General features: G+C 60.3%; 13 protein-coding genes. 10 read left to right on the top strand and 3 right to left on the bottom strand.

Annotated features, from left to right (window positions below; genetic code table 11):
• Positions 1-9: 9 nt before the first annotated feature.
• Entirely contained in the window at positions 10-594 is a 585-nt protein-coding gene (locus ACZ51H_RS16770) for a TetR/AcrR family transcriptional regulator (protein ID WP_464803161.1), read from the top strand.
• Between the two features lie 50 nt (positions 595-644).
• Here ACZ51H_RS16770 and ACZ51H_RS16765 read toward each other — a convergent pair whose 3' ends face one another.
• Positions 645-2981: a TonB-dependent receptor gene (locus tag ACZ51H_RS16765; RefSeq protein WP_464803160.1), complete on the bottom strand. Its 2337-nt coding sequence runs from the start codon at positions 2979-2981 to the stop codon at positions 645-647.
• Between the two features lie 153 nt (positions 2982-3134).
• Here ACZ51H_RS16765 and ACZ51H_RS16760 point away from each other — a divergent pair, with 153 nt between their 5' ends.
• The 3 genes from ACZ51H_RS16760 (at position 3135) to ACZ51H_RS16750 (ending at position 5707) form a co-directional block, all read left to right on the top strand.
• Positions 3135-3512, top strand: a complete 378-nt coding sequence (locus ACZ51H_RS16760) for a RidA family protein (protein WP_464803159.1) — start codon at positions 3135-3137, stop codon at positions 3510-3512.
• A gap of 13 nt (positions 3513-3525) precedes the next feature.
• Positions 3526-5124: a GMC family oxidoreductase gene (locus tag ACZ51H_RS16755; RefSeq protein ID WP_464803158.1), complete on the top strand. Its 1599-nt coding sequence runs from the start codon at positions 3526-3528 to the stop codon at positions 5122-5124.
• A 70-nt stretch (positions 5125-5194) separates the two neighbouring features.
• On the top strand, positions 5195-5707 hold the full coding sequence (locus ACZ51H_RS16750) for a nuclear transport factor 2 family protein (protein WP_464803157.1): 513 nt from the start codon (positions 5195-5197) through the stop codon (positions 5705-5707).
• A gap of 27 nt (positions 5708-5734) precedes the next feature.
• On the opposite strand, the gene ACZ51H_RS16745 is transcribed toward ACZ51H_RS16750, so the two are convergent.
• Positions 5735-6103: a winged helix-turn-helix transcriptional regulator gene (locus tag ACZ51H_RS16745; RefSeq protein ID WP_464803156.1), complete on the bottom strand. Its 369-nt coding sequence runs from the start codon at positions 6101-6103 to the stop codon at positions 5735-5737.
• Between the two features lie 114 nt (positions 6104-6217).
• On the opposite strand from ACZ51H_RS16745, the gene ACZ51H_RS16740 reads away from it, so the two are divergent.
• The 6 genes from ACZ51H_RS16740 (at position 6218) to ACZ51H_RS16715 (ending at position 11466) form a co-directional block, all read left to right on the top strand.
• Positions 6218-7126, top strand: coding sequence for an NAD-dependent epimerase/dehydratase family protein (locus ACZ51H_RS16740; protein WP_464803155.1), 909 nt, complete (start codon positions 6218-6220; stop codon positions 7124-7126).
• Between the two features lie 2 nt (positions 7127-7128).
• Positions 7129-7908, top strand: coding sequence for an SDR family NAD(P)-dependent oxidoreductase (locus ACZ51H_RS16735; RefSeq protein WP_464803154.1), 780 nt, complete (start codon positions 7129-7131; stop codon positions 7906-7908).
• A 30-nt stretch (positions 7909-7938) separates the two neighbouring features.
• The gene (locus tag ACZ51H_RS16730) at positions 7939-8751 is read left to right on the top strand and encodes an SDR family NAD(P)-dependent oxidoreductase (RefSeq protein WP_464803153.1); all 813 of its coding nucleotides are present in this window, start codon (positions 7939-7941) and stop codon (positions 8749-8751) included.
• A gap of 8 nt (positions 8752-8759) precedes the next feature.
• Entirely contained in the window at positions 8760-9182 is a 423-nt protein-coding gene (locus tag ACZ51H_RS16725; protein ID WP_464803152.1) for a nuclear transport factor 2 family protein, read from the top strand.
• Positions 9183-9301: 119 nt separating this feature from the next.
• Complete coding sequence (locus ACZ51H_RS16720; RefSeq protein ID WP_464803151.1) at positions 9302-10372, top strand: type III polyketide synthase; 1071 nt, start codon at positions 9302-9304, stop codon at positions 10370-10372.
• The gene (locus ACZ51H_RS16715; protein WP_464803150.1) at positions 10369-11466 is read left to right on the top strand and encodes an NAD(P)/FAD-dependent oxidoreductase; all 1098 of its coding nucleotides are present in this window, start codon (positions 10369-10371) and stop codon (positions 11464-11466) included. The genes ACZ51H_RS16720 and ACZ51H_RS16715 overlap by 4 nt, the downstream gene beginning before the upstream one ends.
• Here ACZ51H_RS16715 and ACZ51H_RS16710 read toward each other — a convergent pair.
• A complete protein-coding gene (locus tag ACZ51H_RS16710; protein WP_464803149.1) occupies positions 11453-12169 on the bottom strand; it encodes a methyltransferase domain-containing protein in 717 nt (238 codons plus the stop codon). The genes ACZ51H_RS16715 and ACZ51H_RS16710 overlap by 14 nt on opposite strands.
• Between the last annotated feature and the right edge of the window lie 47 nt (positions 12170-12216).

Here is a 12216-nt window from a genome sequence, read left to right as displayed (position 1 = left end):
GGAAAGCGCATGACGCGCGGCAACATCCGCCCCGGAGGGCGCACGGAAAGGGTTCGGCAGACCGTTGCCGCGACTGTTCTTCACCTCATAAAGAGCGGGGCGACTGAGTTTTCCATGCTGGATGTGGCGGAACAGTCCGGCATTGCGCGGTCGACCATCTATGCGCGTTGGCCCAGCAAAGAGGCGCTGATCGCCGAAGCGTTGACGACACATAATTCGACGTTTCAGGTCGAACCCAGGTCCGACTGGCGCGATCATCTGCGCGCGATTGCCACGGCATTTCGCGACTTTTCCTCGGAACCGGATGAAATCGCCATCAATGGCCTGATCGCCAGCCTTGGACCCGGCTTCCTCAACGAGGAAACGAGGCGTCAGTGGCTGTCCATCTCGCATGACATGGGGGAACCGCTTCGTGAGGCGCAGCGCGCGGGATTGATCCGCCCCGATGTGGACATCACGATGGTGATCGCGACATTGTTCACATCGATAGCGGGCCTGATCGTGATCGCGAAGGACCGGCCGGATGACGATCATCTGGAGCAACTGACGAACCTGCTGATCAGGGGATGCGAGGTCCCCGGGGTGAAAGGCTGACTTGCCGACGGCCGAGGAAAAGGCTCGCCCTTCCTCCGGCTGCCGATCGCTCAATAAGTGAACTTCGCATCCACCCCGAATGTGCGCTTTTTCTTGAACGAGGCGCTGCCATAGCCAAGGCTGCCGAAGTCGATGCCGAAATCGATATTGCGCTGATTGGAGAGGTTGTCGCCCCACACGCCGACGTCCAGCTTGCCTCCACCCGCGGCAATATCCGCCAGCGAAATGCGAGCGCGCAGATTATGATCCGGGCGAGACCGGATGTCGCGATTGAACAGATTCAATCGATCGATCGTGAACCAGTAAACCGTGCTGCGATAGGCATAGTCGGCGCGTAGCGACAGCTTTCCGATCGGAAGACTATAATCATACTGAACGCCGATATGCGTGTTGAGCTTCGCGGCCTGCGACAGGCGTGCTTCGGACGCGACATTGACCAGTTCGTTGGTCGCGGGATCACGATAAATATAGCTTTTATATTTGGGCGATGTGTAGCCCAACGACGCATCTATCGTCAGTCCCCGCACCGGAATGGCGGTGATTTCGGCCTCCACACCCCGATACGCAACGCGTCCTGCATTGACGATCGCCGAAGTCGCGCCGCCCGTGCCAGCCAGGAATTGCGAGATCTGAAGGTCGCGGTAATCGACATAAAAAGCGGACAAATTGGTCCGCAGCATATGGTCAAACCACTCGCCCTTCAGCCCCACCTCATATGCGACCACCTTCTCCGGCGCGAAGACATTGATCTCCGAAGCGGAAGGATTGATGCCGCCCGACCGGAAACCACTGGACACACGGACATAGCCCATCAAATCCTGCCGAAGTCGGTAATTAGCCGACGTCAGCCATGAAAGATTGCGATAGGAAACCTGCCCATCCAGATTGGGCTGTACATCGCCCGCCAGCGTCAGCCATTTCTTGTCTCGCGTGTAGCGAACCCCGCCCGTTAGTTCGAGGCCGCTGCCTTCCGGCGTGTAGCTGATCTGGCCGAACAGAGCATAGGAACGCGCTTTGCCCGAAAATGCCTGCAAGGGGGAGAGGTTGACGCCCGCATCACCGCCCGGCAGCACAAAGGTCAGCTGCTGATAATTGGCTTCGGAAGACTTCTCGCTGAAATAAAACGCGCCGCCGACATATTTGAATTCACCGGCTTCACCCAACAATTGTACTTCCTGCGAAAACTGGTGCTGGCGTTGCGTCGTATAGCCATCATAGGGCGTGACGGGCTGCACTCCGGTCGGCGCGACAGTGCCGTCAACGAACAGAATCGGGCTAAGCGTAAAGCCGCGCAGCGTGCCATTGCCCGACAGGCCGTTCGCGCCGTCCTGGCGGTAGGAGCGGTAAGCAGTGATCGACTTGATCGCGAGTTCCGGGATCAGCTGATAGTTCAGTGTCAACGCATGGCCATAGACTCTTGCCTTCACCCCGAAGGTAGGATTGCCATTCAGGTCGAGCGCGGGCTGCTGTTCGCCCTTGCGCAGTCCCTCCGCGCCAATCTGGAAAGATGAGCCACCGAACAGCGGTGAGGCGCCAAAATAGTTGCGCACATCGTCGGTGGCATTGACGACCTGGAAAAAAGCCGGAATGCCGGTCCGCGTGTTGTAGTCGAAACCATAATTGACGGTCAGGTCACCAAAGTCTCCCTGCACCGCAGCCGTGACGGCTTCACTGTTAAGCGCGCCGGGATCCTGATTGGACGGTGCCAGAACATTGTCGAAATAACCGTCACGCTGCCGGTGCATATAGGAGGCGGACGCCTTGATCGGCGTTCCAGCGATATATCCCGTATCGAAGCGCGCCCGAGCATACCAGTCGTCGAAGCTGCCATAGCCCGCCTTGCCTTCGAAGCCTGCATGATCGGCAGGCTTGCGGCTGATCAGTTGGACGGCACCGCCAACACTGTTACGACCGAACAACGTCCCCTGCGGTCCACGCAATACTTCGATCCGCTCCAGATCGACCAGATCGAAAACCGCGCCGGCCGATCGGGCGATGTAGACGCCGTCCAGATAGATGCCGACCCCCTGCTCGGACACCGCGCTGGGCGACGCGTTGCCGATGCCGCGGATGAACACCGATGCGGCGGTGATCGACGCGGGCTGCTGGCTGATGCCCAGATTAGGCGTGAATTGGGCGGTGGCAACGACGTCACGGATGTTCAGCCTGTCCAGCAATTCGCCAGACATCGCGGTCACGGCGACTGGCGTGTTCTGGAGGTTTTCGCGTGTCCGCCGTGCCGTCACTACAATGGTTTCCAGACGGGAGACCTCGCCCTGCGCGACCGGTGTCGCGGCCTGCTCCTGTGGTGCGGCCGCCCACGCCGGGGTCGCGCTCCATGCCACCCCCGCCAGCAATGCGTAGCGCGAACAGAGTCCAACTCTCATGCCAATACTCCCCTAATTTTATGGACTCGTTCGAGCCCGTCCATGTTCTTGGCGACGGCAATTGGCACAGTGTTTTTTATTTAACAAGACATTTTGTATCGTTTATAGCAAAGCGCATCGGTGGCAGCCGATCGCCGCTCGGAGGAGAAAGACATGTCTGATATTGAAGGCGCTGAAAGCTATGGATTGTGTGAAGCGAAAGTGGCGGGCGGACTTCTGTTCTGCTCCGGCCAGATCGGTGTGGAGGCCGACAGAACCGTGCCCGCTGACCCTTCACGCCAGTTTACCCTCGCCTTCGACGCGCTAGCCGATGTCCTCGCGCGTCATGGAAGCAAGGCGAGCGATATCGTTGACCTCACGACCTTCCATGTCGGCTTCCCCGACCATATGGACGTCTTCATGGCCGCCAAGGCCAGCTTCATGAATGGCGCCATTTGCTGCTGGACGGCGGTGGGCGTCGCGGCGCTCGGCTATCCGGGCTCCCTCGTCGAGATCAAGGCCATCGCAAGCCTGCCCAATCCTGCACGCTGACGGGAGGAAGTTCGTGAAGACCGCTGACGAATTTGATTATATCGTGGTCGGTGCTGGTTCGGCCGGATGTGTCCTTGCCAACCGGCTTTCCGCAGACCCGTCGATCAATGTGCTGTTGCTTGAAGCCGGGGGACGGGACATTAATCCGCTGATCCACATGCCTGCGGGTTTCTTCCCGATGCTTCAGGCCGGAATGGTCAGTTGGAAGTATCAAACCGCGCCCCAGAAGCATCTGGACAACCGCGTCCTCAATGATGCGCGCGGCAAGGTTCTGGGCGGCAGCAGTTCGATCAACGGCATGTGCTACAGCCGGGGCAGCCCCGAAATCTTCGACCTGTGGGCTGACCTTGGCAACAGCGGCTGGTCCTATTCGGATGTCCTGCCCTATTTCAAGCAGGCGGAATGCAGCTGGCGCGGGGAGAATGAATTTCACGGCGGCAGCGGTCCTCTGCCGGTGACGCACGCAAAGGTGACCAACCCGGGCCACAAGGCATGGCTTGAAGCCGCGCAGCAGGCAGGCTTCCCCTATAGCGACGACCATAATGGCGCCGCGCCGGAGGGTTTCGGTCCATGCGAATATACGATCCGCAAAGGCCGCCGAATGAGCACGGCGGTCACCTATCTTCGGCCCGCAAACAAGCGGCCGAACCTGACGGTCCGGACGAAAGCCCACGTCACCCGCATCATTATGGACGGCCATCGTGCGGTAGGGGTCGAATATCGCCAGAAAGGCCGCATCGCACAGGCTCGCGCCGTTCGCGAGGTCATCAGTAGCGGTGGTACTTTCCAATCGGCACAACTACTTATGCTGTCGGGCATCGGCGATGGCGACCATCTCCGGTCGGTCGGGATCAGAGCGGTTGCAGACCTCAAGGGTGTCGGTCAGAATCTGCACGACCATATTGGCTCCCAAGTTCAGATAATCAGTCCCGAACCGGTGTCGGATTATAAGTTCATCTCGAACCCCTTGCGGATCGCGGCGGCAGCTTTGCGCTACATGACGACGCACACCGGGCCGCTTGCGGGCTTCAGCACGGACGTCATCGCCTATCTGCGATCAGGTGCGCCAGGGCATGACGAACTTGACCTCAAATATTATTTCCTGCCGATCCTGTCGGGTGAGGGCGCGCAGATCGTTCGCCAACATGGCTTTACCAATCTCGTCATCCTGACCCGCCCGGAAAGCCGCGGGGAGTTGAAGTTGCGATCGTCCGATCCGTTCGCGCAGCCGATCATCGACGCCAACTATCTGGCCGAGGAACGCGACCGCGATGCGCTACGGCGCGGCGTTCGGATCGCGCGGGAAATCTTCAAACAACCCGCCTACGCCAAATATCGCGGCGAGGAATATCATCCGGGCGCTGATTGTTCCACCGATGCAGAGCTTGATGCCTTTTTCCGCCGTGACTGCCACGTCAATTACGAAGCGGTGGGCACCTGCCGCATGGGTCATGACGAGCTTGCCGTTGTCGATGATCAACTGCGTGTGCATGGCATTGACGGGCTACGCGTGGTCGATGGTTCCGTCATGCCGCGGATCACTACAGGCGATCCCAATGCCTCGATCATCATGATCGCGGAAAAGGCGGCGGATATGATGCTGAATGGATGAAGAGTTGCAGCTCGCATGAAGACATCAAATTGAGGGCGCAATCGTGCTCACATCTTTTCGGGATCAAATCATGGAAAACGCATTTGCCACATTCGAACGACGTCTTGCGGCCGCAGAAGACCGGTTAGAGATTATCGATCTGGAAGCAGAATATTCCCGCGCCTGGGATAGCGGAGACACAGATGGTTGGGCGGACGTCTTCACCCCAGACGGAGTGTTCGAGATTACCAAATCCGGCGACCAGCCAACCCGCCTGGTCACAGGAACAGAGGAACTTGCGGGGTTTTGCGCGGAAGTCAGTGAATATTATCAGGGGCTCCATTTTAACACCGCGCCTCGCCTCCACATTGACGGAGCCATGGCTTGGGGCCAGGTCCACTTCCAGTGGATCGGCATCTTCCGGCCCGGGGCAACGCATAGCGGCCAACGCCACGCGGCTGGCTACTATCAGGTGACCTACCGTCGGCTCGAAATCGGCTGGCGTATTGAACGGCGCGTCGAAACACAAATCAGCGGAAACATCGTCGAAGCCTTCGACCCGGTGATCGCTGCTATGAGTCGCGACGCTTTCAGGAAATCTTGAATATGACTCGTTGATCCAGACAGCAGGTCAAACGCCGATGAACGCCACACGACTGTCCTGCGACCTTGCAGCCTCGCGCTGGCGCGCCTGTTCCAGCGCTTCATGATTGTCGCCGATCCAGTCACAAATCTGACTGACTGTCCCCAGGAAACCCCTGCCCAGATCTGTCAGTCGATATTCCACGCTCGGCGGCATGGTCGGCCGGACTTCCCTTGACACCATCCCGAAACGCTCAAGTTCGCGCAGCGTCTGCGTCAGCATTTTGGAGCTGATGGGCGCTGCGCAGCGCTTGAGGTCGGAAAAGCGCATCTCGCCATCACCCAGTCTGTAGGTGACGAGCATTGTCCACTTGTTCCCGACCAGTTCGAGAATCTGCAGGGCGGTTTGCGGGTCCACTTTGGTATCCATAAGATACCTAATACCTAATCGGTGCCTTGTTGCAAATCGAAACTAGAATCGGTAGCCCTTTTTCATCAGGAGGCGCGAGGCGCCCGTGGAGAGGAAGCTATCATGAAAATTCTTGTTATCGGCGGCACCGGCATGATCGGCGGCCATGCGGCCCTTCATCTTGCTTCGCAGGGGCATGATGTTACCGTCTCGGGCCGCAAGCCCCCGCAACAAAGCACTGAATTGTCGCGCCTGCCTTTTTTGCAGGGCGATTATGTTGAGGGTAGCTTCACGACGCAGGACTTGACCGGCTTTGACGCCATCGTCTTCGCGGCGGGCAACGACATCCGTCATGTTCCGCAAGGGGCCGATTATGACGCTCATGTCCTGCGCGCGAACGCCGAAGCGGTGCCGCAGTTCGCCGCGCTTGCCAAGCAGGCGGGCGTGCGCCACTTCATCCATATCGGCAGCTTCTATCCGCATATTGCACCGGAACTGCTGGAAACAAATGTCTATATCCGCGCCCGTAAGCTAGCCACCGACGGTATTGCCGCGCTGGCGGACGACAGCTTCCACGTCGTCAGCCTGGATGCTCCGTTCGTTGTTGGCACCGTTCCGGGCATGAGCTTGCCGATGTTCGAAGCCTACACCCGCTATGCCGAAGGACAATTGGGCATCCCGCCTTTCGGCCCTGCTGGCGGCACCAACTTCATTTCCACCCAATCCTTGTCCGAAGCGATCCAGGCCGCTCTGGAACGGGGCGAAAATGGCAAAGCCTATCTGGTCGGCGACGAAAATCTGAGTTTCGCGGACTATTTCAAGCTGTTCTTCCAGGCTGCCGGGAATGGCGTGGATGTGCCTTCGCTGGATCAGGAACATCCCATGTTGCCGGACGCCGCCATCTTCACCGGGCGCGGGAGCATGGTGCGGTACGAGCCTGACGCCCAGACGATGTCTGACCTTCGCTACCGCCGCAACGACGTCGCGCGTGCGGTGAAGGAAGTCGTCGATCAGTTCCGGTCGGCAAAATGAGTATGGCTCCTCTGGCGGGCCAAACGGCGGTCGTTACAGGGGGCAGCGGCGGTATCGGCACGGCTTGCGCACGGGCGCTGGTTGCCGATGGCGCGCGCGTGCTCATCACGGGGCGCAGGCACGAAGCGCTGAACGCAGCGCGCACCCGCATAATCGGCGATTTTCCGGACGCGCAGGTCGCGACCTTCGCTGGTGATGCTACGTCCGAAAAGGATGTCGGCGACGCGCTTGCGCAAGCCTATGCCATGGCAGATCGCCTCGATATTCTGGTGCCTGCGGTCGGAGGGGGCGGCTTCGGCCCCTTCCTCTCGACCAGTGTAAAGGATTTGCGCCGGGATCTTGACCTCAACATCACCAGCGCTTTCATCGCGATGCAGGCCGGGGCCAGGTTAATGCGCGAAGGCGGGTCGATCGTGTGCATATCGTCCACGGCCGCGATCCTCCCCTTCCCCGCGCTCGCCACCTATTGCGCCAGCAAAGCTGGGCTGGAAGCATTGATCCGGACGGTGGCGGACGAACTGGGCGCGCTCGGTATCCGCGTGAACGCGGTTCGCCCCGGCCTCACCCGCAGCGACGCGACGGCGGACATGTTCGCCAGCCCGGCGGTCATCGATCGCTTTCTGGAGCAAACGCCGCTCAAACGGACGGGAGAGCCGGAAGATATCGCGGCGGCTGTGGCTTATCTTGCCAGCCCCGCTGCGTCCTGGGTCACCGGACAATCCTTCGCGGTCGACGGTGGACAGGAACTGAGGCGCAATCCGGACCTGCTAGGCGGCGCCTGATCAACGGACAGAATAATCAAGGACAGGATGATGCTGGATTTCACAGGCAAGACGGTTTTGGTGACTGGCGGCGGCGCGGGGATCGGACGCGCCTGCGCCGACGCTTTTGCACGGCAAGGCGCGCAGGTCTTCATTGCAGAGATCGATCCGGAACGCTGTGCCGATTTCACCGTCGGCAGAGCGATCCAATGCGACGTCAATGATCCGCAACAGGTTGATGCGCTGGCCGACCGACTGAAACAGGAAACGGGCGGGAAGCTCGATATTCTTGTGAACAATGTCGGCCATTTCCTTCATGCCAAAGCGTTTTCCGATCTTTCACGTGAGGAGATGCAGGAAATTGTCGGCCTCAACCTGATCAGTCTCATGCATGTGACGAACCGCCTGCTCCCGCTACTGAAGGCATCGTCCCCCGGCAGTTCCATCATCAACATTACCTCCATTGAAGCCTATCGCGGAATTCCCAACTGCTCCGTCTATGCCGCCGCCAAATGGGGGATAACGGGCTTTACCAAAAGCCTTGCTCTGGAACTCGCGCCGCTCGGCATCAGGGTGAATGACATCGCTCCGGAAACCACGGACACACCCCAGACCCCGATCGACTACATGGTGCCGCCGGAAAACCGCGAGCATGTGCAAAGATGGGTGCCGCTCGGCCGCTTCGGCCATCCGGACGACTGCGCGGGCGCTGCGCTCTACCTCGCCAGTCCGCTTGCGTCGTGGGTCACGGGAACGGCCATCAACGTTGACGGCGGTTCGCTCGCGGCAGCAGGATGGATTCGTGATATAAACGGGACGTGGACCAACATGCCGATCGTTACTGGCAACGGAATGAACCTGTGAGCGGCGCGATGAACAAGCTGATCGATGAGGCAGCACTCCGGCATACGGCGGAAATCTACGCTCAGGGTGCGGATCGGAAGGACAAGCAGCTGTGGCGATCCGTGCTGGCGAATGACTGCCGGATCGAAGGGCCGGGCTTCGTCACAGAAGGGCTGGAGGCGACATTGATGTCGATCGACGGACTCGCGCAGATGTTCCGCTCGACCTTCCACCGCGTCCATAACCAGACAGTTATGATCGACGGTGATAGGGCCAGCGGTGAGACCTATTGCACCGCCGATCATTTGCTCAACGACGCGGACCAGATTTTGCGCTGGACGATCCGTTATCTCGATGAATGGCGTCGTGATGGGGACGCGTGGCGCTTTACCCGGCGCAAGCTCGAACTGTTGTGGGAGGAAATGGTGCCCGTGACGGTTCGTCACGGCTGACGCCAATCCCAATTCATTGGGAAGCAATCAAAATCGCGCTACACATGTTGGACCCTGTCCAGCCCGGATCATATATCGCATCGTCGGCGTTATAGACCCCGGCAACAAAGTGGAATGCGATGAACGAAAGACGTGCCTGCATAAACGCGATAGGTTGCGCCGTTCCTGACCAGGATGTGCATTCCCCCTTCATTCGATGGGCCAGCCAGCAATTAGTGGATGAACGGGCGCGCAGCCTGTTCGTCCGCATGGCGGAACGCAGCGGCATAAATCATCGCTGGTCGGTCCTTCCCCAAGTGGACGCGGAAGCCTCACCTGTCGATCCCGGCGGCTTTTATGCGGACGCCATGCCTTCGACATCGCAACGCATGCAACTCTATCATCGCTACGCCCCTGAATTGGCCCTGCGAGCCATCGACGCCTTGCGCGCAAAGATAGTTCTCGATGGCATTACCCATCTGGTCGTTGCCAGTTGCACCGGCTTCGTCGCTCCCGGCGTCGATCAGATCATCGCCGACGCGCTGGGTCTGGTCGGTGTGGAGCGGACACTTGTAGGCTTCATGGGCTGTTACGCGGCGGTCGCGGCGCTTCGGACTGCGCGGCATATCGTGCGGTCGGAACCCGATGCGCGCGTGCTGGTGGTCACCGTCGAACTGTCGTCGCTTCACCTTCAGCGGGAACAGCAGGTCGAAAGATTGCTGATGATGCTGCAATTTGGCGATGGCGCGGCGGCGGCACTGGTCAGCGCGCAGGATCGCGGTTTCGCGATGGATGCGCCCTTCGCGATCAATCTGGAAGGTTCTGCCGATCTCATCCGTTGGGAGATCGGCGACGCCGGTTTCGTCATGCACCTGTCGGGCGAAGTCCCGAGCCGCATTCAGACCGCTCTGCGAGACAATTGCGTCAGGGACCGGATTTGCGGTTCGACTGATCCCGCATCGGTCGCGAATTGGGCGGTTCATGCCGGGGGCCGGTCCATATTGGACGCAGTCGAAAACGGCATGGACCTGCAACCTGATGCTCTGGCTGTGTCTCGCGGCATCCTCGCGCGCCACGGCAACATGTCGTCCGCAACGCTGATGTTTATCCTGAGCGATCTGCTCGATGAAGGGAGCCACGGCCCCGGCGTCGCGCTCGCCTTCGGACCGGGCGTCGCTGCGGAAGGATTCCGCTTTTCGCGAGCCGGATGATGACAGGAGCGGCCAAGCTAGAGGCGCTCATCATAGGCGGCGGCCCGGCTGGCTCGGCCGCTGCCATCACGCTTGCCCGTGCCGGAATGAGGCCGCATCTGGTGGAACGCCATGCCGCTGCCCGCGCTGGCGTATGCGGCGGCTTCCTTGGCTGGGACGCGATCGCTGGCCTTATGGAATTGGGGGTGGACCCCTGGAAACTTGGGGCGCGGCCCATAAGCCGCTTCAGGCTCATCACGGGGACACGCTGCGTCGAAGCCGCCCTGCCCGCCACCGCCGGCGGTATTTCCCGCCAGGTCCTGGACAATGCCCTTATGCAGGCAGCGGCCGACGCCGGTGCTATTGTCAGCCGAGGCCGAACAGCTCGCACAGCCGATCCAGATAGCCGCGCCGTGCGTTTCGACAATGGCGAGACGCTTACCGCAGACGCCCTGTTCATAGGCGTCGGCAAGCATGAGCTGCGCGGCGTCGCCCGGGATTTCTCAAGCTCATCGGTCGGGCTACGCACCTCCCTCCCTGCGTCCTCCGAATTGCATGGCGCACTGTCGGGCTTCGTTGAACTGCACCTGTTCGATAAAGGCTATGCAGGACTGCTGTTGCAGGAGGATGGATCGGTCAATCTCTGCCTGTCGGTAAGCAGAGATCGGCTCACTACAGCGGGGAGCGTTCCCGCGCTGCTGGACGAGTTGCAACAGGAGGCGCCACTGCTCAGCGAACGGCTTCAAGGCGTCCCCGCCCATTTCGATGCTGTCGCGGGTGTTCCCTATGGCTGGCGCGCGCCGCAAAGCCACAAAGGCGTCTTTCGGATCGGCGATCAGAGCGCCGTCATAGCCTCCCTCGCAGGCGACGGTATCGCCATCGCCCTGGCCAGCGGCGCGAGCGCCGCCGAGGCGATGCTGGCCGCAGGACCAGAAGCCTCACCGGCATGGCAGGACAAATGGCGGCGGCAATGCGAGCGGCCTGTCGGCATTGCCGAAGCCCTGCGCCATGGCGCCGCAGCGCCGCTGACCCGTAAAATCCTCATGTCGCTCTTACGGTTCGCGCCCGGACTGGGAACGGGCGCCGCATCCCTCACCCGTATCAGGAAAGGTTGACCGGCGTCTCCCGCACACGCTCCACGCATAGGCGAAAGGCAAAACGGCGCACTATCCGCACCTGATCCTCGGATATGCCGGCCTGCGCCAGCAGGTCGATCCACTCCTGCCGACGGAAGGATCGGGCGATCGATAATTGACCATCTTCCCGCACGATCCTGTGGACGCGCAGCAGCCGCGCCAGAATGGGAAAGCCCCAATGTGCAAAGCCATGGCGGTGCAGGTCGCAGATCAACCAGCCCATCCGCGCATTCGCTTCCATATGACGCAGGAAGGTCATCAGTTGCGAGTCGGTCATATGATGCGTGACCTGGCTTGAAATGATGAAGTCGAACGGTTCCGGCTGATCGAGATAGTCGCCAGCCCGATAATCGATCGACAGGTCGGACGGGGTCGCATGCCGGGCCGCCTGCAAACTCTTTTCATTCAGGTCCACGCCGATCAGCTCAGCATCGATACCCCGGCGCCGCGCCCATCGGGCAATCGCGCGCAGAACATCGCCGTCGCCAAATCCGACATCGAGCAGGCGGAAATGTCTTGCCTGTCCTACCGCGCGTTGGAGAAAGGCGATGGTGGGCCAGGCTGTGAACGTCCATCGATTGACCCGCGCCAGATCATGCAGAACCCGCTCATATACCGCCGGATCGAGATCGGGCGCGTCCATCTGCTCTTCCTGACGCGATCTTGTGATGAGCTTTACCATGTCTCGTCTTCTCCCGCGATCATTCTACCACGGAGAAAGCAGTTGAT

It is taken from the genome of Sphingobium sp. TomMM15 (genome assembly GCF_055397045.1).
The sequence above is the reverse complement of the archived record's forward strand: the minus strand, read 5'-3'. Positions and strand labels throughout refer to the sequence as shown.

Coding starts and splice junctions, on each gene's coding strand:
- ACZ51H_RS16770 (WP_464803161.1), top strand. CDS start 10: ATGACGCGCGGCAACATCCGCCCCGGAGGGCGCACGGAAAGGGTTCGG.
- ACZ51H_RS16765 (WP_464803160.1), bottom strand. CDS start 2,981: ATGAGAGTTGGACTCTGTTCGCGCTACGCATTGCTGGCGGGGGTGGCA.
- ACZ51H_RS16760 (WP_464803159.1), top strand. CDS start 3,135: ATGTCTGATATTGAAGGCGCTGAAAGCTATGGATTGTGTGAAGCGAAA.
- ACZ51H_RS16750 (WP_464803157.1), top strand. CDS start 5,195: ATGGAAAACGCATTTGCCACATTCGAACGACGTCTTGCGGCCGCAGAA.
- ACZ51H_RS16740 (WP_464803155.1), top strand. CDS start 6,218: ATGAAAATTCTTGTTATCGGCGGCACCGGCATGATCGGCGGCCATGCG.
- ACZ51H_RS16735 (WP_464803154.1), top strand. CDS start 7,129: ATGGCTCCTCTGGCGGGCCAAACGGCGGTCGTTACAGGGGGCAGCGGC.
- ACZ51H_RS16730 (WP_464803153.1), top strand. CDS start 7,939: ATGCTGGATTTCACAGGCAAGACGGTTTTGGTGACTGGCGGCGGCGCG.
- ACZ51H_RS16725 (WP_464803152.1), top strand. CDS start 8,760: ATGAACAAGCTGATCGATGAGGCAGCACTCCGGCATACGGCGGAAATC.
- ACZ51H_RS16720 (WP_464803151.1), top strand. CDS start 9,302: ATGAACGAAAGACGTGCCTGCATAAACGCGATAGGTTGCGCCGTTCCT.
- ACZ51H_RS16715 (WP_464803150.1), top strand. CDS start 10,369: ATGATGACAGGAGCGGCCAAGCTAGAGGCGCTCATCATAGGCGGCGGC.
- ACZ51H_RS16710 (WP_464803149.1), bottom strand. CDS start 12,169: ATGGTAAAGCTCATCACAAGATCGCGTCAGGAAGAGCAGATGGACGCG.